The 22178-nt window shown below is 37.2% G+C and carries 23 protein-coding genes and 1 tRNA gene; 3 read left to right on the top strand and 21 right to left on the bottom strand.

From position 1 onward, the window contains the following. Positions 1 to 16: 16 nt before the first annotated feature. The 17 genes from VL047_RS09980 to VL047_RS09900 all read right to left on the bottom strand — a co-directional run bounded on the left by VL047_RS09980 (position 17) and on the right by VL047_RS09900 (position 14771). A complete protein-coding gene (locus tag VL047_RS09980) occupies positions 17 to 2278 on the bottom strand; it encodes a hypothetical protein (protein WP_325360169.1) in 2262 nt (753 codons plus the stop codon). Next, the gene (locus tag VL047_RS09975; protein ID WP_299568065.1) at positions 2278 to 3456 is read right to left on the bottom strand and encodes a hypothetical protein; all 1179 of its coding nucleotides are present in this window, start codon (positions 3454 to 3456) and stop codon (positions 2278 to 2280) included. The genes VL047_RS09980 and VL047_RS09975 overlap by 1 nt, the downstream gene beginning before the upstream one ends. A 318-nt stretch (positions 3457 to 3774) precedes the next feature. After that, positions 3775 to 4581: a PRTRC system ThiF family protein gene (locus tag VL047_RS09970; RefSeq protein WP_325360166.1), complete on the bottom strand. Its 807-nt coding sequence runs from the start codon at positions 4579 to 4581 to the stop codon at positions 3775 to 3777. After that, complete coding sequence (locus VL047_RS09965) at positions 4581 to 5294, bottom strand: PRTRC system protein B (protein WP_325360164.1); 714 nt, start codon at positions 5292 to 5294, stop codon at positions 4581 to 4583. The genes VL047_RS09970 and VL047_RS09965 overlap by 1 nt, the downstream gene beginning before the upstream one ends. Before the next feature lie 10 nt (positions 5295 to 5304). After that, positions 5305 to 6459 (bottom strand): hypothetical protein, encoded by a 1155-nt coding sequence (locus tag VL047_RS09960; RefSeq protein ID WP_325360162.1) that lies wholly within the window; start codon positions 6457 to 6459, stop codon positions 5305 to 5307. A gap of 17 nt (positions 6460 to 6476) precedes the next feature. After that, positions 6477 to 6695 carry a PRTRC system protein C gene (locus tag VL047_RS09955; RefSeq protein ID WP_013406998.1) on the bottom strand — a complete coding sequence of 73 codons (219 nt, stop codon included), beginning with the start codon at positions 6693 to 6695 and terminating at the stop codon, positions 6477 to 6479. Positions 6696 to 6726: 31 nt separating this feature from the next. Further along, entirely contained in the window at positions 6727 to 7251 is a 525-nt protein-coding gene (locus VL047_RS09950) for a PRTRC system protein E (protein WP_325360158.1), read from the bottom strand. Then, positions 7248 to 7457 carry a hypothetical protein gene (locus VL047_RS09945; RefSeq protein WP_325360156.1) on the bottom strand — a complete coding sequence of 70 codons (210 nt, stop codon included), beginning with the start codon at positions 7455 to 7457 and terminating at the stop codon, positions 7248 to 7250. The genes VL047_RS09950 and VL047_RS09945 overlap by 4 nt, the downstream gene beginning before the upstream one ends. Positions 7458 to 7462: 5 nt before the next feature. Continuing rightward, positions 7463 to 7930 (bottom strand): hypothetical protein, encoded by a 468-nt coding sequence (locus tag VL047_RS09940; protein ID WP_325360154.1) that lies wholly within the window; start codon positions 7928 to 7930, stop codon positions 7463 to 7465. Between the two features lie 52 nt (positions 7931 to 7982). Beyond that, a complete protein-coding gene (locus VL047_RS09935; RefSeq protein ID WP_325360152.1) occupies positions 7983 to 9056 on the bottom strand; it encodes a DUF932 domain-containing protein in 1074 nt (357 codons plus the stop codon). Between the two features lie 35 nt (positions 9057 to 9091). Next, positions 9092 to 9469 carry a single-stranded DNA-binding protein gene (locus tag VL047_RS09930; protein ID WP_325360150.1) on the bottom strand — a complete coding sequence of 126 codons (378 nt, stop codon included), beginning with the start codon at positions 9467 to 9469 and terminating at the stop codon, positions 9092 to 9094. Positions 9470 to 10215: 746 nt separating this feature from the next. Next, the gene (locus VL047_RS09925; protein ID WP_325360148.1) at positions 10216 to 10491 is read right to left on the bottom strand and encodes a helix-turn-helix domain-containing protein; all 276 of its coding nucleotides are present in this window, start codon (positions 10489 to 10491) and stop codon (positions 10216 to 10218) included. 172 nt (positions 10492 to 10663) lie between these two features. Then, positions 10664 to 11899: a site-specific integrase gene (locus VL047_RS09920; RefSeq protein WP_325360147.1), complete on the bottom strand. Its 1236-nt coding sequence runs from the start codon at positions 11897 to 11899 to the stop codon at positions 10664 to 10666. Positions 11900 to 12193: 294 nt separating this feature from the next. Beyond that, positions 12194 to 12270, bottom strand: a tRNA-Pro gene (locus VL047_RS09915). Positions 12271 to 12387: 117 nt separating this feature from the next. Next, positions 12388 to 13449: an alkene reductase gene (locus VL047_RS09910; protein ID WP_325360145.1), complete on the bottom strand. Its 1062-nt coding sequence runs from the start codon at positions 13447 to 13449 to the stop codon at positions 12388 to 12390. A 291-nt stretch (positions 13450 to 13740) separates the two neighbouring features. Beyond that, complete coding sequence (locus VL047_RS09905; protein WP_325360144.1) at positions 13741 to 14076, bottom strand: carboxymuconolactone decarboxylase family protein; 336 nt, start codon at positions 14074 to 14076, stop codon at positions 13741 to 13743. A 197-nt stretch (positions 14077 to 14273) separates the two neighbouring features. After that, positions 14274 to 14771, bottom strand: coding sequence for a DinB family protein (locus VL047_RS09900; RefSeq protein WP_325360143.1), 498 nt, complete (start codon positions 14769 to 14771; stop codon positions 14274 to 14276). Positions 14772 to 14975: 204 nt separating this feature from the next. Here VL047_RS09900 and VL047_RS09895 point away from each other — a divergent pair, with 204 nt between their 5' ends. Then, positions 14976 to 15416 (top strand): VOC family protein, encoded by a 441-nt coding sequence (locus VL047_RS09895; RefSeq protein WP_325360141.1) that lies wholly within the window; start codon positions 14976 to 14978, stop codon positions 15414 to 15416. Positions 15417 to 15503: 87 nt separating this feature from the next. Here the strand turns inward: VL047_RS09895 and VL047_RS09890 are convergent, their stop codons facing one another. After that, a complete protein-coding gene (locus tag VL047_RS09890) occupies positions 15504 to 15983 on the bottom strand; it encodes a hypothetical protein (protein ID WP_325360139.1) in 480 nt (159 codons plus the stop codon). 264 nt (positions 15984 to 16247) lie between these two features. Between VL047_RS09890 and VL047_RS09885 the strand changes: the two genes are divergently transcribed. After that, positions 16248 to 18062, top strand: coding sequence for a sensor histidine kinase (locus VL047_RS09885; RefSeq protein WP_325360137.1), 1815 nt, complete (start codon positions 16248 to 16250; stop codon positions 18060 to 18062). Beyond that, positions 18059 to 18688 carry a response regulator transcription factor gene (locus tag VL047_RS09880; RefSeq protein ID WP_325360136.1) on the top strand — a complete coding sequence of 210 codons (630 nt, stop codon included), beginning with the start codon at positions 18059 to 18061 and terminating at the stop codon, positions 18686 to 18688. Before VL047_RS09885 ends, VL047_RS09880 begins: the two co-directional genes overlap by 4 nt. An 87-nt stretch (positions 18689 to 18775) precedes the next feature. Here the strand turns inward: VL047_RS09880 and VL047_RS09875 are convergent, their stop codons facing one another. The 3 genes from VL047_RS09875 to VL047_RS09865 form a co-directional block, all read right to left on the bottom strand. Next, positions 18776 to 19678, bottom strand: coding sequence for a hypothetical protein (locus tag VL047_RS09875; RefSeq protein WP_325360135.1), 903 nt, complete (start codon positions 19676 to 19678; stop codon positions 18776 to 18778). A 182-nt stretch (positions 19679 to 19860) separates the two neighbouring features. Beyond that, complete coding sequence (locus VL047_RS09870; protein WP_325360133.1) at positions 19861 to 21261, bottom strand: glucoamylase family protein; 1401 nt, start codon at positions 21259 to 21261, stop codon at positions 19861 to 19863. 65 nt (positions 21262 to 21326) lie between these two features. Further along, positions 21327 to 22163: a LamG domain-containing protein gene (locus tag VL047_RS09865; protein ID WP_325360132.1), complete on the bottom strand. Its 837-nt coding sequence runs from the start codon at positions 22161 to 22163 to the stop codon at positions 21327 to 21329. Positions 22164 to 22178 lie beyond the last annotated feature (15 nt).

Below are 22178 nucleotides of genomic sequence, written 5' to 3'. Positions count from 1 at the left end.
ATAACAATCTAAAGCTCTATACGCTCCTCTCATACAGTTTTAAAATTATCTTAATTAAACTTTGAACGTGTTGATGTTCAATATTTTTAAGCTCATCTATCAATAGAGGATAATGGTCTTTAAACAAACGTAATTTACCAATACTGAGAGCATAGAGAAATTCCATTAATGCTTCACCTTGATATTCATCGCTATGTTTTGCAAAGGTCTTTAAAAGCATCAACATGTCCTCAGAATTCTTGCGACTAAATGAATAATTTAGCTCGTCATTTTTTGCCGCTCTAAGAATAGACGCTTGAATAATCCCATCATTGAAGCGATTAAAAATAAATGGATCAAGTAAATTCTTTACAAAATTAGTCTGATAAAGCCCATCTATACTATTATTTCTCATATTATTTAAAACACAAGAAATAGTAAAATAAATATCCGATTGAGTTACTTGTTCAAAGTAATCGTTACTATTAAAAAAAGCAGAATTTTTTCGGATTTCCAATTCATTTCCTAGAATATCAGGATAAAATATTTTTTGTGTGCCACCTTTGAATGTTTTATTAGAAAAGTTGGTTATTGTTGTTATTCTTTCAGTTACAAAACTAGATGGTTCATTTAATCCCTCTTGTATTTCTCGTAAATGATCTAGCTCAATCTCCCATGGTGTTTCTGTATTGGAGTTATCACAATTAATAGTCTCAATTTCTACGAAAGAACTATTTTCCGATCCATATAATCCATACTTAATATTACTTTTTAGTTCTTTATGCTTATCAGAATCACTAATTCTATTGATACCGATGAAGTATATAAGTCTGATATTATTATAATTCCTGAAATATCTACTCAAATAAAGTAGATTTTTTCCATTTGTAATACAAGAAGCTACAATCAAAATCGAACCAGATTCATGTTCAGAAATTTTTTTATCAGCTAATTCCGATTGATTTATTACTTCGATAGAATTCTTAGAAAAGCAAGTTGTCTTTTCCAAGATATACTTGGCTAATAACTCTGACCCTTTATCATTCAAATGGATTATATAGTTTAATGATGCTGGTACGTATTGATTTATGAAAGCGTCGATCTTATTTTTATGGCTTTTATATTGTTCGTTTTCAATATGTTTTATGATATTCTCATAATCAATATACAAGTTATATTTTTTTCTATTGATGGTATCTTCACTAAAGGAAACTTTTAAGGAAGTACCTGTTTCCTCATTATATTTGAATACTTCCACAAAATCTTTTAAGGACTTTGATATGTATTTACTAGCAACGATGTTTCTAGTGTTTATAATAGGTTCATCCAAACTAAAGGAGTCTCCAACAATCTTAATTGCAGTCGATTGATTCTCACAAAATGAACATCTTTCACCAGCCTTGAATTGCTTGTAAATTTCTAATCCGTATTGAAATTTTTCATTACGCTCTAAATTACAAAGAACTCTTTCAAGTGAGAGATTTGAAGGTTTTTCTATCGGAAGATAGTAAAGAACACAAACATCTTTTGAATCTATTTCTGGATGATTCCCTTTTAAATAATGGACTAAGCCACCTGATGTCGATGCAGATATTAAAAAAATTGAATCTTTATAGAATTTGGTGTTTTTACTGTATATGCCATCGTAAGATTTAAATGACTCAATATTAATATCTTCTCTATCATCATATCTTTTTAGGTATTGGCTTATAGAGTACCCAATAACATTTATCGATAACGTATCGCAATAAATATTTCGAATTTCTGTGTGTTTGAATAAATGCAAAAGATTTAATCCAATGAAATCAATTTCACTTTTTTGCACTAATACATTTGCCGTTCTTAAAAATTTAGTTGAATGCTTTCCTGATGGAAAAACATAATGGTGAGAAATGCCATTGCTTTCTACTAATCCTCCATTTGATATAAAGATGTTTGCTAATCCTTGATTAATAATTTCCTTAAAGTTCTCTTTCAAAAAATTATCATTTTTTGAAAAGATAAATTCTGATTTATTGTAGGCAACATAGAAAATGCTTTCAACAAGTGAATTTTCTTCTGCTTTTGGAATACTTTTAAAAATCTTATCCAAATTAACTTCTACAAGGGAGTCTACAGAAGATACGGTAGAGCAATGAAGAAAAACAAGGGCACTTGTTTGATGGAAATATCTAAAATGCTCTGTCAATTCATTCTTCAAAGCACCAAAATCAAACTCAATATGAGGGCTAAAAATTATTGTAGCACTTTTATATTTTTTATCTCCGATGTTTGAGTTGTAAATGTAAAATTTTCCCATTATCGAATGCTTTTGAATGGATATAGAATACTGATATAAGAACCTTGCGATTTAATGATATTGTCCGTTTTAAAACCATCATTATTCCAGTCCTCAAGTTTTAGATCGTTTAATTTTTCGATGTCAATAGGTCTGTAATTGTCTTTTATTAAATCTCTGTAAACACAATACTTATCGGTTGAAATTTTTACAAAACCTTTTTTATTTAATATGTTTAATATACGATCTAATCCTATTCCTTTCTTTGACTTTAGGTTAGAGGTTGAAGATGTCTGATTCTTCACAAGACATTTCTTAATAACTTCTAAATCCGTTAATGTTTCTTTGTTAGTAAACTTATCAATAAATCCTACTCCTGAATCAAAAACTAAAATTTCTAAATAATAAATTTGATTGTGTTCGTTAACGCAATTTTCCAAGATGAATGGATGTTGAAAAAAGGATTGAATAGGTGTTTCTTCAAACTCCTCAAGTATTTTATTACTATTGTTTATATGAAACCGAAAGTAAACTCCACGTACACTGGCAGGAATGTCGATTAAATTTTGGTCGGTCTTTCCCCATTCGTAAGTGTTTTTTGTTAACTCGTAAACTATTGCACCAATATCTTCAATAAGATTCGCAAGTTCTATTTTGTTGTTTTTATTAAAGGTCAAAACATAGTCGTTGAAAATTTTCTTTACGCTGTATTTGATTTGGTCTTCGTCATCGTTAAATCCATCAGGACTTTCAAGTAACCTGATTAAACCTTTATTTTTTGAAAGATGATCCGTATTCGTCAGAATATATTTATTACCCTTTATTCTATCTAACGAATTCATTTTTATGAAAAAATCGTTTTGCAGTTCTCTTAAACTATCCTTAATATTGACATTGTTTTTATCAATGAAATTTGTTGTATTCCATAGTAATGAGATTACAGGGTAAGCGTACTCTTGATCATAAAAACTGTTTAAGTTTTCATGATCTATATCAAGTTCTAATGTTTGAATATTTGATTTATTATTTAATGTGATAATAAACTTCAGCAAATCTCCCAATAATCCAAACGTATATTTGTTTAATGCCCCTGGAATTTTAAGGTTTATAATACCCCCGACTTCATTATCTATATATCTCCTATATAAAATCTCCATTTTTCGAGGAGTGATATTTTTAGGTATTGATATTTTAATCATATAGCTTCTTTATTTACATTCTATTACTAAAATGCTTGTAAATTTCAAATAACAAACATACTAAAATATTAAAAGCCAATCTAGCTAAGCGGCGTTCTTTTGCTTTTCTTTGGTCGCTTTATGGTAAGAAAAGAAGTTTCCTATAACAACGAAAGGGATAATGAATATCCCTCAAATAATGTCGCAACCTGTTTGGTAAAATGTGCCGGAATGAATGGTGGGTAGGTATCCCACTTTACCAAAGAGGTTGCACCGATTTATGCAAAAAGACTGTCCCGACCATCGGGAGGGGTGTCTTTTTGCCGCCCGTTTTTCCAATCAGGCGACTTTTATAGGATGGGTTCGGAAATCTTTCAGGTTGTGAAAAAATCCCCTGTATGGTGTCAAACCATTTCTAAACATACCCCATAACAGTGAACAACCCATCTGCACCAATGAGGAATTGATAAACAAGTCCTGTTTTTCCAACGCTTCGGCAAGGGAACAGCTCGGTGTATCGTCATCCACTTCGGACTGTTTAAGCAGTTCGCCAAATTCATCCGTAACCATTGGGAGGCTCGCCACTGTTTCATATTTCTCTGAATTGGGTTGGCGAATTTTTCCTATGGTAGATAATAAAACTTGCCCTGTATGTTGACTGTTGCCAAAGTCTAACCAATAACGTGGGCGGTTGGAATAGGTTCTTCCGTTGCTCAATTCACTTAATATATCCGCAATTTCAAATCTTGCTTTTACGCTATCCACACAGGAAATATAAATACTTGCTCCTGCATTTTCGGGCAACCTGTTGTTATTGCCTTTTTCAAATTTCCTTGCTTCAGCTTTCCAGTTCGTACCTGAGAAGCGATTTATACGGTTAATGATAGCAACGGACTTGTACAAACCGACCTCACTTTCTGCAAAACGCTGTCTTCCTAAATTGGCTTGGGTAATTATATCATTATCCCAAAGACGAATAAACAACCCTGCGTGTCCTAACTCGATTAGGCTACGGTTCATTTCAAGCAAAGCAGTCATTACTTTTGAGCCTGTGCCACCTGCCCCGATTACGTTTACCGTTATCGGGTTGGTAGGGTTTATCAAATCGCTGTCCGTAAAATGGACTTTTAAAATTTCTTTGCTCATTACAATATCGTTTTTATGGTCTTGTTTGTCTTTTTCAATACATCTTTAGGAAAGGCTTTGTCTGTGCTGATAAGGTCTTTCCAAAGGCTTACACAATTCCCTTTTATGGGGTTGTGTTCGTTTACCAAGTGGCTGAAATAGCTATTGAAAAAATAGCTTTGCCACGCCTGTATAAATTCTTCCACCGAAGCCGAATTTTTGATGTTCACATCTACATTTCCCATACATACGTGTCCATCCTCGTACACGTTGAAAAACGGAGCGTGAAACAATGCGGATTTCTCGGTAGGTCTGCGGTCTTTATCAAGAGCAAAAACAAGAAGGCTCTGCTTGCTTGCATACCAAAGCATTGCAGGTACTTCCGCCGTACCGTTTGGTATTTCAAGACTTTCCGTAAAGTACATTTTGGTTTTTCGTGCTTTGGTGTACCAAAGTACCGTACCGTTTTCACTCGGATTAATGTGCAGGACGTTGGTAGGTAGAATGCCGTTAGATTTTAAAAATGCCTTGCTCTTTTCCTTTTTGGTATTGAGTGCTTTTGCCAATACTTTTGCTTCTCTTTCTGTCAAAGGATGGGCGTTGATTGGATTACCGTTCCTATCCATATCAAAATGCTCTACATAGGTGGTTCTATTACTTCCTTTGGTTTGGTAAAAAACTAAAGCCGATAAAGGGTGGTAAAGCGTTCCAAAGTTTTGTGTTATATCTTTCATTTTGCAGTGTCTAAAAGTTATTCAGTATGTATATCAATTCCTCAATTAAGGCAAAAACACGGTTTTCAAATTCAAGGGTATTGGCAGTAATATCACTACCATCAAACCTTTTCACAATGGTAGGTTCTTCCATTTGTCCGTATTCCTGCAACTCGGTGTTCACGCTCTCAAAAAGTGTTTGAAACAAAATACCTTTTGCATCGGCACAGAACGAAACGTACTTTTCCATACCTATACTATTTTCCATATCTTCTTCGCTTGCTTCTCCGCTTGGCAGGGCATTACGGTTTATGGTAGCATTCGGGTATTGTTCATACAAGGCAAAGGCTTCACTTGCCAGTTTGTAGCAATCTTGGTCAAAGCTATCTTTGATTTTAAAGGAGTTTAAACGGAGGGCAAATCGGCTCAAATTGTGCTTGTTGTAAATTTTCTGCTCCATACGTTCGCCTATCTGTTCTGATTGCCTAATCTCGCTTAAATACGTTGTGGTGTCGTCATTCTCGTCATCGCTTACAATCCAGTCTGTTACCATTTCATACATCCAATACAAGTAACTGTTTTCCTGCCGATAATAAGGAACATCTACAATGTGGTATAGGTACGCACACACGGATTGCAATAGCTGTACGGCTTGCTTGCGATTGGGATGCTTGGATAGTCGGTACAATGGCACTACGGGAATGTAATACAAGGTTGCACCTGTACTGTACCGTTCTTCACTTACGAAATACGTTTTTTTGCTATCCTGTATCAAACGGAGTTCTTCCCAATCACGAAACTTCTTTCTTAAATGTTCCTCTGTGGCATCCAAAGCTAAAGCGATATTGTAGGGATAGCCGTATTGCCTGGACTGCATAGGTTGTATGCCGTAATGCCCTGCCAATTTGGAAAGGGACTGATAAAAATCCCTTTCCGTCTTTTCAGGTTTTCCACAAGCCTGTACGGTTTGTGCTTCTTGCAGTTTAGGCAGAAATGAGCATTTTAGAAAACCATTGGTAGCATCGCTATGGGTACCGATTTCAGTTTGTCTTTTCTTATTTCGTCTGCGTTCTTTGGTCTTTGCATCCAATCTGCGAACTCGCCCAACTGTTTGTGCAAAGTCCGCTGTTTGGGTTGCTGTGGGGCTTTGATGATGCCCGATATGATATTGCGTTGCATAATTCATTTTTTTTGATTTTTGGTTTAACCTTTCGTTCCCATTACACTCTCAAATCGGTACTGTACTGTATCGTCACGGATAACAGGGGCAGATACTTTGGCAGTGGTCAATATCGGATAAGAATTTGCATAGAAATTCATTACGGCTTCCACGCTCCATTTTGGTTCGGGGTCGGTCAGTTTAATTTGTTGTCCTTTATCGTTGAGTATAAATACCCTCTCTAATTGCGTTGCTAATAACATAAATATTCGTTTTAAGTGTTAAACAATTGGTTTACTCTGCTCCGAAAAGGCTCGGTGTTGAAAACTTCTCCGATAATTCCGTTTTGCGTTTACGGATTTCGTCCGCTTTTTCGGGGAACTCCGTTATATCGGGTACTTTCATCCACGCATCACGGAATTTGCCATCTTTCTCCAGTTCGTCAGCCTTTGCCATACCGTCTTTATACTTCTTGTCTTTGACTTCCTTATCTTTTTTCTCTTTCTCTGCTTTTTCTTTCTCCATTGCTGATTGTTTTTTAGCTTCTTCCAATTGCTTCATAAATACTTCCATATCCACCATTAAGCCAGAAGCCTTTTGTAGAGGTGTGGTTATCTGCTGAAAAAATCCCTCGTCAAACTCCTGTGGTAGGGCGTTAAATGTCAATGGGGGAATGAGGTTTTTGGCGTTATCTCCGCATTGCTCGTTGTTGAGTATTACAGATACAATTAGGTTGCTTTCTGCTCCTTTGGCTATGTTTAGTTGTAAAATTCCTGTAAAGTCCAACTGTGCTATCTGATTGAAAAAATTTGCGTTCATAGTTCTGAAATTTTAATTGTTGTTGTTTTTTCCTTTGCTTTTTCTAGTTTCTCGTGCATATCTGCCCAATAGGCTTTTTGCCGTTTGTCAAACTCGGAGAAACTTTTATCCTCGTGGCGGTACTCTTTGTACTGCCTTGCTATTTCAATAGCTTCTTTGAGGTTCGTTACCTCAATAAGACAACCGTTCAAGTCTGTTATTTTCATAGCAATTATAGTTTTCGCTCTAAAAGTGTTTCTAGTATCTCACAATCGCTATCGAATGTTTCCCCCTCGAAATGGTACGTATCTGTTTCTTCATTGAAATTGTATTGCTCAAAATCCTCGTCTTCCAAATAAATATCTGTGAGTACCTTGTCATAAAATGTTGCTCTGCCATATACTAGATTGCCTATTTCTTCATAGTCGTGTGTGAAATTCACATCATAATGTTCCGCTATCTTTTGAATGATTTCTATATTAGGCGACCACTTTGTTTCATACTGAAAGTGTCCTTCATCGCCCTCGTTCCAATAGATATTGAAGTAATAACCGCCATTGTCTTTAGAAATAAATTCGGGTAATTGTCCTTCTTCTGTTTCTTCTTCCTCTTTCTTCATTAATTGAAAAAGTTCCTGTATTGCTGTGATTGTTTCGGGTTTCCCCTCGAATACAACTGTATTACTGCACCAATTTGCCATAATGAATATTTTTAGTGGGCTACCACCGATGAAAGCGGTAGCCTGTTGTTATTTAATTAAGATTAAAGATTTCTGCTCCGTCTAATGCAAAGCCATTACACAATTCAAATGCTTTCTGTGACTTGAGTTGAGCAGTTCCACCCAGTACAATACTCTGTAACTTGGCTTCATCATCTTTGTACTTTCTTACGTTCTGATAGTAGCCAGTAACCGCATTATACGCTCCGAACAATGTACCTTTGGTAGTGTCCATTTGTTGGGTGTCGCTTATCATTGCGTATGCAAAGGCATCCTCTACGGTGTTTTTGAACACGGTGGAAATTTCATCTTCTGCACCTTTTTTGATAAGGTCAAGCGTTTCCTTATTCGGGCAAAGTGCCAATTGGATTAGCTTTTTAACTTCACGGTCTGTTACCTTTACTTTTGCCCATTCGTTGAAAATCCCCTCTAATTGGTCGCTCAATGTGTTCGCAAGTCCCATAATCTTATGAGCGTTCTCGATACGTTGTTTCGCTCCCGAAGTGTGCTTGATACGGACTACATTGGTCATACTTCGTAATGAAGCGTTTAAGGTATTTTGGCAAACAATACGGATTGGTGTAAATGCGGCTGTGATACTTCCGCTACCATCGTGCGAAGTGGTTAAGAAAATGTACTTTTCCGTAACATCATCGCCATTACCCACACGGATATAGTCGGGCAGTTTGGCTGTGATGAAAATGCGTTCTCCGTTGCCTAATGCTCCTGCGGTTTCGTACAGAACGCCCTCGTCACCGCCTACAATAGCATCAAAGAAATTAAAGGCTTCACGGTTTTGTACAATGTGGTAATCCTTGCCGACTATTCCCAATACTTTATTGTTATCGGTGCGAATGTTAGCGTAATAATTAGGCACTTCTAATTCAGTACTGCCTATCTCTATGCCATTGGTGGTTTCGATAATGTCCGAACCTTTTGTAAACAATGGAGATTTTACGACTTCATAATCTAACCCTGCATATTTGATAGCTTCCTCGCTTGTAGGGTATTGCTCCACGATTTGCCCTAAACCGTGCCACGCTTTTTGTTGTACGCTAAAGAATGAATAACGCCCTGTTCTCTCGTTGAAATTGATATTATGTGCCATGATAAAATGATTTTAAATGTTTGAAATATTCGTTGTTAAAATGGGAGATCGTCCTCTGATTTGTTGTTGCTTGTTCCTGCGGTAGTTTGTGCGGTTTCTGATTTCTTGCCCCCTCCGTGCAGTTTGATGTTTGAGGTATGGAAATTCAATCCTGCGTGTGCTTCTCCGTCATTACCTGTCCACGCCCTAGCACTTACCCTGCCTGTCAGCTCTACCAATGTGCCTTTCGTGAGTATCTTCGCTACATTCGGGCTTATCCAGTATGAGCAATCGAAATAGGTAGTTTGCTCTATGCGTTCGCCCTGTTTGTTACGGTAGCTGTCGTTGGTTGCTATCGAAAAGTTTACTACTTGTTTTTCCTGTGACGTTGTGCGTACTTCCGCATCCCTTGTCAATCGTCCAATGATGTTCATGTCGTTCCTTTTTTAAAAGTTTTACATTTTGTTACGTTCGCTTTTCTATTTTCCTACTTGCTTTTGTTGTAGCTCGCCTCGCTTCGCATAATTTTTTCCAAAAGAAAAACCGGAAAAAAGAAAGCAGACTATTAAGGCGGTCAAATTGAAAAGCCAAAAGGAAACGGAATAATTGGAGGGCACCTTCAGGGAGGAAACCGCTTATGCCGTAGTCTTTTGGCTGGATATGAGCGAGGGGTGACCGCCGTACATTGGCTGCCTTTTTACCGGTTGATTGTGGAAATATTCTATTCTAATTTTTATTGCATAATGCTAGGCTGTAGAAGCCTAAAAGAGAAGTTTGAAAAATGGAGGTGATTAGAAAATAGATCGGAGGTACATTTTCAAATTTCTGTTTCATAAATAGCCAAAAGCTCTTTTACAACGCCAGAAAAAGTGCAGGGTGTGTAAGTGTGCTTTGGCTATAAAAAATATAGTTGTAGAAAAAGGCAGGAACTCTAAATCCTGCTTAGTAAATCTTTCTGAAGTATATCGGTTAAAGAACCGATAAGAAAGGGTTTTGAAGAAAATATTGAATTGGGTACCGAGAGGCGTTTTCTTCAATATTCTTTATCTAAAAGTCCAATCAAAGCTATTTTATGCGCCATGAATTTGCAGTGGAATATTAAATGTGCTTTGAGGATTAAAAATAAGGGCATAAAAAAAGCAGGACGTGAAATCCTGCTTTTTTTATCTTTCTTAATATTCTAACTTCTATCAACTCCATCCATTAATTTCCTAATATCTTCATAGCGATAATACATCAATCCACCTATTTTTGTATAGGGCAATGTTTCATTTAATCGAAGGTTTTGGAGTGTACCTGCCGAAATCCCTAATAATTTTCGCACCTCATAGCTTTTCAACCATTCCTTTGGTTCTTGTCCTGGTTTTCTAGGGTGCGCTGTATTTCTTCTAATTTCTTGCAAAAGTTCCTTTTTAAAGTTCTCCAAATCTTCCCATGTAATAAGCTCAACTTTCATGTGTTCTCTTTTTTTTATTAAAATCCAATTTTCATCACGAAGGCAAAAGACAAGTACTTAATACTAAATCATGCCATAATGAATCCAAATGAACAAAACTTTTAAACTGAACATCATAATATGGCACCTATTGGTAGCCTTTGGCCCTAAAAGGCAGCTTAACATCTGCAAATCAATTTTTAGCAACCATCCTTTTCCGTAAATTTTGCATATCCTCGCTAAGTTTATGTTCCACTACCTTTGCATAAATCTGAGTGGTACGTATAGAAGTGTGTCCCAGCATTTTGCTTACTGATTCTATCGGTACACCATTACTCAAAGTCACAGTTGTAGCGAAAGTATGCCTTGCAAGGTGAAAGGTAAAATTCTTATCTATTCCACAGATTTCAGCAATCTCCTTTAAGTAGCCATTCATTCGTTGATTAGAAATAACTGGGAAAAGGGTACCTTTTCCAACCGCTACAGGGTGGTCATTATATTTCTTAATCAAGTTCACTGCCTCTGGCAAAAGAGGAACCTTAACTATTGTATTCGTTTTTTGTCGATTAGTTTTAAGCCAATCTCTACTATCTATCCCCTTAATTATGTTCTCTTTGGTTAGATTGAATATATCTATATAAGCAAGCCCTGTATAACAACTAAACAGGAACATATCAAGTACAGCTTGTAATCGTTCGATTTTAAAGTATTTTTCACTCAATACCTTTAATTCCTCTTTAGAGAGGTGACCTCGTTCTACTTTATCGAAATGGAGCTTATACTTGGAGAATGGATCCTTGTCTAACCAGTCCATCATAACAGCCATATTTACCATTTTGCGTAAACGTTCCATATGTTTCATCACCCCATTATTATTAAGGGATTTGTGATGATCGGTCGACTCATAATTAATGAGGAAATTTTCGAAATCAAGAATGAACTTATAATTGAGTTCTTCCAGCATTATATCGTTTTTACGATATTGATGTTTAATAAACTTTTTGAGATAACTTTCAGTAGTATGATAATTCTTCATGGTACCTGGTGCAAGTTTTGTAGCTGCAACTTGCCTATGATATTCAATAACCTTTAATAAAGTCATCGTTTCTTCTATATCTTCACCAAGGTACTTGGCTTTAACGGCATCCACGGAAACCGATTTTTTCTGCTGTATCAATTCTTGGTAAACATCAAAAATTAACGAGCGCACTTGCTCCATGTGGCTGTTCAATTTTATGATTTCTTCTCGCTTTCCTTTTGCTCTTCCTTTTGCTTCATCCCAATTATTAATTGACACTTTACTTTTTAAGGAAATTTCAGCTCTGCGACCGTTTACTGTAATTCTTGCATAAACAACAGCCATCTCGTCTTTCTTGTTCTTGGGTAACCGCAACACGAATTGAATCCCAAAGGTGTTTTTACTTTTCATATCCATTTATTTTATGTTCAACTCATACACTTTGGAGCAATTCTCACATTCCGATCGATAGAAGGAATGAAGTGAAGAAGTCAAACAATTATAAATAGCATCAAAATAAATGTCTTAAATAAATGATTTACAGCTATTTATAAGCTATTCGGTGAGTAAATTTAAAACTTAAAATGACTCACCGTTTAACTCACATTTACCTTGATATTCTTTGGGGTTTCTTGATATGATATAAAACAAAAAACCCTCAAATTCATAGAATTTGAGGGTTTCTGACCTTACTTAGTGTAAGTGTGGTCGGGGTGGCAGGATTCGAACCTACGACCTCCACATCCCAAATGTGGCGCGATACCGGGCTACGCTACACCCCGAATTCCCTAGCGGGTGTGCAAATGTAAGAAGTAAATTTGAATTACCAAATAATTATAAAATTTATTTGAAAATAGTTCAAAATTGCCCTATTCATGCTTTACGCCAACATTATTGCATTAAACCAACACCGGATAATCCGTATATCCCTTAGAATCTGGCGTATACAAACTTGCATAATCAGGTTCATTCAAATCAGCACCCACAGCTATCCGTTTATCAAGATCCGGATTGGCTAAAAATGCTCTTCCAAAAGCAACAATATCCGCAAAACCATTATTTAACGCAGCTTCCGCACTGGATGGAGTAAGTCCGTTACACTGAATAATCGTCCCTTTAAAGGAAGTACGAATTGCATCCAATGTCTCTTGAGATGTTTGAGCTCCAAGGCCTACATGAATATACGCTATGCCAATCTTATCAAGCTCTTGAGCCAAGTATGCATAAGTCTCCTGAACTTCATCATAAGGCTGCAAATCGCCTAAGGTTAAATAGGGAGAAAAACGAATGCCCACCCTCTCCTTTCCAATGACTGCTGCTATATTTTTTGCTAGCTCTATCGCCAATTTCGAACGTCCTTTTACGCTGCCTCCAAATTCGTCAGTACGTGTATTTACATTCGGATTTAGAAACTGCTCTATCAAGTAACCATTTGCACCATGAAGTTCCACGCCATCAAAACCAGCTTCAATGGCGTTCTGTGCTGCTTTAACGAATCCGTCTATCAGCTCCTTCACCTCTTCAGTTGTCAAAGCACGAGGTTCTGAATGATCCTGCATTCCCGATGTATCTGTAAACATCTGGCCGGCAGCTCTGATATCAGAAGCACCGATCAAATCAACCCCATCAGGCAAATTATCTTTATGACCAATCCGGCCGACATGCATTAACTGCAAAAATATCTTAGTGCCGTTCTTATGTACAGCTTCTGTTACTTGTTTCCAACCTTCTATTTGAGCTTGAGAGAAGATGCCTGGTATGCGTGCATAACCCAATCCTTCAGGCAAGGGTGCCGTTCCTTCTGTAATAATTAATCCTGCTCCATTACGCTGCGAATAATACTCTGCCATTAATGCATTTGGGATATTACCGATAGCTCTGCTACGAGTCATGGGTGCCATTACTAAATGATTCTTAAGGCTCAGTCCGCCCTTTGCGTAAGGTGTTAAAATCTTATTCATATCAGTTATATTTAATAATGTAAATATCCTATCAATTATAGGATTAAAATAACCACTTAAGGCAAATAAATAGTCATATCCGACAATCGTGATACCTTTTTGACATTACCATGCCCGAACCATGTTCGACACATGAACAGACCTTGTAATACATACCAGTGTTCTTCATATGTTATTACAGTGCTATGTCTACGCTTTTTAAGGCAAAATAGCGTATATATACACTGCAATTATTCACTAAGTTTTCATGAATGTCGGACGAGTCCCTTAGCAGGTACGTACTAGTTACCTTTATTTGTCATCTCCCATTTCATCGATGGCTAATGCCGAATGTGCTACGGCAGCTCCCGCGCGCATTTCTGAAGCTACCCAAATGGCTTCCATAATTTCCTGTTGAGTGGCTCCCTTGTTAATGGCTTGCTTCGTATGGCTACGAATGCAATAAGGACATTGGGTTACATGAGCTACAGCAATTGCAATTAACTGCTTTGTTTTTTCTGGAAGGGCTCCTTCTTGAAAAACTGTTCTACTAAAGTTACGCCAGGCTTCCATACTGGCAGGAGCAAGTTCTGCTCTCTTTTCATTGGTCTTTAAACTTGGTGTCGGAAACAATTCATTTTGACTCATGATATCGAGGTTTTTATTTATTGAATACAGACAATTTAATCATTATCAATTATACCATTGGCAGAAATGAAAGAATCGTATATTACTATGACAATTAAGGGAGCATTAGAAAAGAGAAAGTGACTGGCTTGTTATCATTGATGATGCTGCAAAAACTATCCAAATCCAAAAGTATCTGATTCTATATTTACACAACCCTAATCGTCGTATTTCAAAGCCGGATAATCTAACAATCTTCGCCATAAGGCAAGTTGTCCTATGATGCTTGCTTCACGATAGATGGTAAAAGCTATTAACTCATAATATGTCATTTTCATAAAACCCATATCCATTTCGCTATCGAGCTTTTTATCATCAATCATAACAAGTGCTTCCCTGGCTATCGGACTAATCATCCTCCAGTCTTTTAAATACTCAGCAAGAGTTGGATATTTCGCATCGTCTTGAATCCCCTTATTGTCTTTGAATAGTTCATCTCCAGTTTGTTTCAATCCGGGATTGGTTTCTGAGGTCATCAAAAAGCGTTGTTGTACCAATGAACCGCTAAGCCATGCAATATGGTTTGCCTTAGTATTTAAACGCTTATAAGCATCTTCTTCAGTTATTCCATCAATAGCTCTTTCAAAAAAGGTTGTCTGCATATCAAACAATGTCAATAACCCTTCTATTCTACTACTAGCTGTCTTCGTTTCCATAATTTTATAATTTTAAACACCCCTATTCTAATTAGGTTTGCTTAGTAAATTTACATCAATGAATAATTAAAGCAACTGTCTTATTGCGACAATCTAAAGGGGTAATAACGCCAAGATAATATAGTCTGCCAATGGGTATGTTTGCAAAATTTAGTGGAAAGTATTACCTTTTAAAGTCAATTAACTAAACAAAATGATTTACATATGGAACAAAGACTAAGTGTACTATCTATCGGAGCAGACGACCTGGCTTCTATGAGAAATTTCTACGAAGATACTTTGGGGTGGAGACCAATTGCCGAAAATAAAGATATTGTCTTTTATAAAATGAATGGCTTTTTGTTTAGTATCGGCAAAAGAAAGGATTTAGCAAACTTTATAGGCGTTAATCCAGATGGAAGTGGTTTTCGGGGACTTACCTTTGGCTATAATGTTTCGACAGAAAGTGAGGTACGGGAATTATACAAACAGCTTAAAGCTAAAGGAGTGAAACTATTAAACGAACCTACAGCACCACCCTTTGGCGGATTGTTTTTTTACTTTGAGGATGTAGAAGGTAACATCCTTGAAATTGCATGCAATACATTTGTTTCTCTAGATGGAGAGAAGAATGCGGTTGATCATAAATCAATTGATCATCTATAATTCAAACATTCAGAAGTATATATAGCTAAAATGCTGTGAGAATAATAACATCTCACAGCATTCTTGCACTATGGCCTTTTGTAGATACTATTTAAAGACAAATCGCAAACCAATTCCAAAACGCCCGGGCATAAATTCACTGTCACCGTCGTAGAATATCATTCTTGGTCGCCAATCAAAAGACAGGGCCAGAGGAGCATTGGTAATTTTATAATCTAAACCCAAGCTGGATACAAGGGATACTTCTGTATCTGAATTCTCGGCAAAAATAAATGAAGGTCCAGCACCAAGATACCATTGCAAACCATCTGCATTAGCAATGCTTTGATGATATTGATATTGAGCCTGCAATACCGTTAAATCACTTCCAAAAAGAAGTGCAGCTTCCCCACCATGATTTGCTGTAAAGAAATTCTTTATATGCGGACCCACAAGTGTTGTACCATCTCCCACATCAATTAAAAGGCCTGCTCCGGTTTTATATTGTGCTTGTGCATTTGTTGAGAACAATAAAATGCTTGAGCAAAATATCGCGGTTAATACATAAGTGAGTTTTAATTTTTTCATGATTAAAATAGTTAAAGTGTTTATTTATTTGTTATCAAAATGTTCTAACAAAATTAACACGAGCTTCGCATCACTACAATCCTCCTAATTAAGGAATTCCTTCTACCGCTTTTAGGGTATTTTTAGTTCTAATGGTACGCTTATTAAAAAACGTTCCTAAATTTACTGGATAAACAGGTTTCTATTTTGACGAGATTTCTTATTTTCATATTCATTTTTAGCTGCTTAAGCGCCGCGGCACAAGAAATTGACAGCCTTCAAAACTTGGCCGCTAAAGAAAAATCTGTCACTAAAAAAGCACGACTGCTGTTTGAGATTAGTGATCATTGGTCTTATACAGATAGCAGCAAGGCGATACAATTCCTAAACGAAGCAAAAGCACTGTCTAATAAAAACGATTTTCTGCAAGCTCTTGCTGTCTATTATGAAGCCGGTATTTACTTTGATCATGATATTGAACGCAGCCAAATGCTCTATATGCAGAGTGTAAGACTATTAGAGCCTTTTAACACTCCTGAAGCGAATGAGTATAAAGCCCGAGTATGGCATAATTATGCTGTACTTGACCAACTGAAAGGAAAGGATAAATCTTTCCTGGATATTACGCTAAAGTACTGCATCCCTTATGCCCAAGAATCGGGTAATAAAGAACTGCTGTCGGCTTACCTTTCCGATGTTGGAATGATTTTCCATAATCATAAAGCATATGATAAATCAATCGACTACTATCAGCAAGCTATTGACGTATTAAGTACTGAAGAAAATAATGGAGAGCATTTAATGAATGCGTACATCAATATGTCGCAATCTCTATTGTACCAGGACGACTTGGTTAAAGCGAAAGAGGCATTGAACAAAGCACAAAGCTTTCTTAAACACTTACCAGAATCGAAATTTGCGGCTTTCTTTTATATAGTTAAATCCATCTATCATCGTGCAGCCAATGAGCCGGACAGTTCGCTGGCGAGCATCAACGAGGGTATTATCCGTGCAACAAAACTAAACGCAGATTACGATCTGCTTAGACTTCACTACGAGAAATATCAGCTATACAAATTACAAGGGAACTTGCAGGCAGCAAAAGAAGAACTGGAAAGCCTTCTCGACAATAAAAAATATGAGGGATTAACTAAAAACCGACTATCTTTTTTAATTGAACTTGCCGATACGCACAATGCCTTGGGTAATTACCAACGAGCGTATGAACTTCTTGAAGAGCATCGGGTATTGAACGATAGCGTATATGCGGAGAATATCAGATCGCAGATTGCTAACATGGAAGCTCAATATAGAATGTCTGAAAAGGAAAAGGAAATATTGAACTTGCAGAACAAGCGAAAAATAGAGTATATGTTGCTTTGGAGCAGTATTGCATTTATTGCTTTATTAAGCTCCATCTTTATTTATGCGCTGAAGCAAAGAAAAAAGAGGAGTCAGCAACAGGTTCTTTCGCTTGAGCAGCAACGAGAAATTGAGGTATCCAAGGCTTTAATGAAAGGTGAGGAACAAGAACGTTTACGCCTCGCCCGCGACCTGCACGATGGTTTGGGAGGCATGATAACCGGCATCAAAATGAAGCTGGATGCCAAAACCCGACTAATGGGCGATGAGGATCTATTGAAGATTGTTGGCCAACTAGACACGGTTCTTACGGAACTAAGGAGGACAGCCCGAAACCTGATTCCGGAAAATTTGATGAAGTATGGCCTGGAAGATGCATTGAGAGATTTCTGCCAGTCGGTTAATACGGATGAAACGCAAATCTCTTTTTATTGCAATGACTTATCCGATATTACGGATAAAAACATTCAGCTTATTTTGTACCATATCATGCTTGAATTGGTGAATAATGCGACCCGTCATGCGGAGGCGACAAATATTTTACTACAATGTACATTGGAAGATGGACTACTCTTAATTGATGTAGAGGATAATGGTAAGGGTTTTGATGTGGATACTACCAAGCGTAATATGGGTCTTAATAACATTGAGATGAGAGTAAAATACCTGGAGGGAAAAATGACTATTGATTCTCGAGCCGGCAAAGGCACGACGATAACCATTGAGTGTGAACTATGAAGAGAATTAGAATCATCATTTGTGACGACCACCCTTTAATTACTGAAGGGATCCATAGTTTCATTACTCAAAAGGAGGATATGGAAGTAGTTGCCACTGCAGGTAGCGCTGCTGAATTGATGGATATTCTACCAGTGACAATGGCTGATGTTTTATTGTTGGACGTAAACCTTCCTGATGAAAATGGCATCGATGTTTGCATGGAGGTAAAGAAGAAATATCCCGACATCAGAATTCTAGGCTTAAGTAACTTTAATGAACGCAGTGTTATTGTAAGAATGCTCAATAATGGTGCTTCCGGTTATCTGGTAAAAAGTGAATCCGTAAACGTTGTAGAACAAGCAATACGTCATATTTATGAAGGGGGACTTTATTTTGGTAAAGAAGCTCAAAGTACGCTTACCTCTCTTACTAAAACAGAATTGATGGAGATTCCACCGATTACTAAAAGGGAAAAGGAGGTTTTGCAATACCTGGATGAAGGATTAACCTCAACCATGGTTGCAGAAAAAATGTTTATCAGTTCTCTAACGGTCGACAGCCATCGTAAAAATCTGTTACGCAAGTTTAATGTCAGCAAAACAATTAATCTTCTGCAAAAAGCAAAAGAATTAGGAATAATATAATTTTCCATCCCTACTCCATGCAGCATCGGTTTCGCGAAAAGCAGAAGCATATATAAATTTTTTCTTTTTCATTCGTTTTTGTTTAAATCAGCGCCAGACCATTCTACCATCACCTGCCTCGGGCTGACTTTTTCCGTTCAATATCAACGGTATAACGCCTTCGCTCTCTGCATCATCATCTACTTGGTATTGCCTACCATCTGCAGGAATTACTTTGAGATAGAAAATACTTCCAAAGGGCCCGGTAATGTGAAAGTCAGTTCCGATCAATAGGTATTTCCCATCAGGGGAAAATTGAGGAGACGTTTCCGCTGTGCTACTTTTGGTCACCTGTTTCAGGTCAGTGCCATCTGCATTCATTAACCATATGTGTTTTGAGGCCGAAAAAGCAATCTTTTTCCCATCTCTGCTTACCGCGGGCGATCCCCAATCCTGAAAATCAAATTCCTTTATAAGACTTACTTGAGTAAAATCAGCATTGCTCTTCAGTAAAAATTGTTTATGTGTAATAAGTAATGTATTGTCAGACATCCACACTGGGTCTTCAGTAATCTTCTCGTTATTTACTGTCAGGATATGTTTCACTTCATTGCCGTCCAGATCGGTGATGACAATACCATCATGGAATGTTGGGTCAATAGCGATGAGCTGCCCGTTGGGTGAAAGGGTTCCTGTGGCGATATCTCCTTCTGAGGCATAATACTTAAATTGTTTGACAATGGTGCCGTCCGATATATTGGAAAGGGTAAATTGACTAGCTTGATAATCACCCTGAACATCCGAACACTCTAAAACATATTTGTTATCAAAACTGATATCCCAATCATTTCGTCGAATTTTGTCCTGTAATAATAAACTCTGGCTGGCTGAAGGTAGATTTAATACGAAAATCCCCTCATCCGCCCATTTATAATAAATATTACCGGGTAATTTCTTCAATTCACTACCCGCTGGACTTCCTAAGTCATCCTTATCTTTGTTACAGGCCATCAATATGATGGATAAACAAAATAGTAGAATAGTTATCTTTTTCATAGTAAATACTTTTGATAGAACAATTGTACTGTAAAGTTACTTCTTCACGATGTAGTGAACAATCCCAGAAAATGGGGATTTTTAGAAGAATGTTATCTATACGGCAGTTTGGAAGGCACAATAAATGAAATTCTTCATCATTGTACTTCCTCTGCGATTGCTTGATTTGCTGTAAGTGTATGTTGTGTACTTGTAAAACCAAGTTTTAAAAGACCGGCTTGTATTTCAGGTGCACTCATAAATAAATTCCATAATAAACCACTCCGATAATTCTCAATCATTACCGGAATGGTTCCCTGGTCAATTGCTAAATAACGTTTTGGAAACCAATTATCAGTTTCACTAAAAGCATCGTAAAAGCCATACTTTCCCCAGAGTTTATCACCCAAATCATTGTATAGATGGCGAATAACCTCCATACTATACTCCGGCGTATATGGGATGGATGAGATGGCAGCTGTAGGAGTTATAACACCCAGATCATTTTTAGGACTGTGAGCTGAATAGCCATCCACAGAATAGCTGGCTGTGAGGCCCCAGGTATTTGCACCATAGCCTTTAAAGTTTTTTGGATTTTCAATGGCATACTCCCGATTAATCAAAGCATGATTTCTATTTAATGTCCAATAATCGGCATAATGATCTTTCAATCCGCGCGGATCAAGAGCTAAATAAGAATATTGCGACCAAAAAAGCGGTCCAACCGTCCCTTCATGTCCATTATGAGCAAGTATTAATTGATATCCGTACTGTTCTGCACTTGATTTTATTGCTCCATTCCTTGCCCAGCCTTCATGATATACTTCGGCAGGCACTCCATGTGTTGGTGAGGAAGCAGCTAATACATAAGTAATTAAACATTCATCGTACCCTCTGATTGGAAAATTAATAGTCCATTCATAATTAGGACTCCAATGCCAATAAAGCACATTTTGATCACCATTACGGTAGAAATTCCAATCAATTCCTTTCCAAAGCTCGTCTGCTTTCTTAGCCAAGCTCTTTTCTTCAATATTACCATCATTAAAATATTGTCGGACGCATAGTAAAGCCTGAGCCATAAATGCCGTTTCTACCAGGTCGCCACCATTATCCTTTTCTCCAAATGGCTTAACTTTTCCAGTCGGGCCATACAACCAATGTGGCCACGCCCCATGAAATCTGTCGGCTTTCCCTAAATAATCCACAATTCTATTCAATCGATTATAACCTTCCGAACGTGTGATAAATCCTCGCTCAATTCCCACCAGAATAGTCATTATACCAAAACCACTTCCTCCGGTTGTGACAACATCCTGATCATTCTGCGGATAGTCTCCATCGATATGAATTCGCTCACGAGCTAGTCCTGATATATTTTCCGCACCTTCCCAGAAGTATTGAAAAGTTTGCTTTTGGGCAAGGGTAAGTAAGGAGTCATCGCTGAGGTTCGTTTGTTCGGCAGGCGGATTAGACTCTGCTGATTTCGGAGTGCTACATCCTGTAATGCCAATAAAACCAACCATCAAAAAAATCTGAACGAAGCTTATATTCGCCATAATCCTCTTTAAATTCAACATATTATAAAGATATCCAATTTTCATTAACCTATTTTTCTATTAGCTTATTCTTTCTTAGTAAATAATGCTTTTACCTCTTCGTCATTTAGAGCCTTTGTATATACCCGAAATTGATCAAGCATACCAGTATAATGCAACATCCAATCTTGAGGATCTCCCTGGATTCCGATATGTTGCTGATAAGCACCGATAGCAAACTGAGATGCATCTTTAAAGCTTAATTTACCCAAAGGCGCATTATCTTTTTTCCGATCACTGATATTTGCCGGTAAATTCATCTTTTCCCCATCTAAGTAGGCAGCGAATTTTGAAGTATTTTCATCGTAGCTAAAAGCCAAATGATGCCACTTACCATACATATCAGGCAGTCGGTCGAGACCATTATTGCCGCTAAATTCAACCCAGTTTCCGGCGAAATTAAATTTAAAAAGCATCGAGTTATCGTCCGGATTGTCGTTCCCTTCAATAATTGCGAATAAGTTTCCCCAGAAATCACTCGTATTGGGCATCATAAATACCGATTGCCCTCCCCCGCTATGCTTTTCTGTATTCATCCAGAAGGCCACTGTAAAGCTGGTCATTTCAGCTAATTTCCCGGCATTGGAATATTGAATTTGTCCGGTAGTTGACCCTTTATATGCTTTACCTTTAATGCCTTCAACATAGCTATTCCCTTTTGCATTACCTTTAGCATCATGTATGCTATCAATTGGACTGTCTTCAAAGGAAAGGAACAATTGAAGCGGACCATTTAATCGCGCAGTATCGTCGGGTATGATATTCATTGCCGGTCTTTCCATTTTCTGACAAGCACTGAAGCTTGCAACAATAAGGAGAATAAAGAGCCCTCCATATATTGATTTTGAAAGTATATTTTTCATCTTTATCAATTTTGA

Origin of the sequence: Albibacterium sp., from assembly GCF_035514885.1 — a bacterium.
GTDB lineage: Bacteria > Bacteroidota > Bacteroidia > Sphingobacteriales > Sphingobacteriaceae > Albibacterium.
The sequence above is the reverse complement of the archived record's forward strand: the minus strand, read 5'-3'. Positions and strand labels throughout refer to the sequence as shown.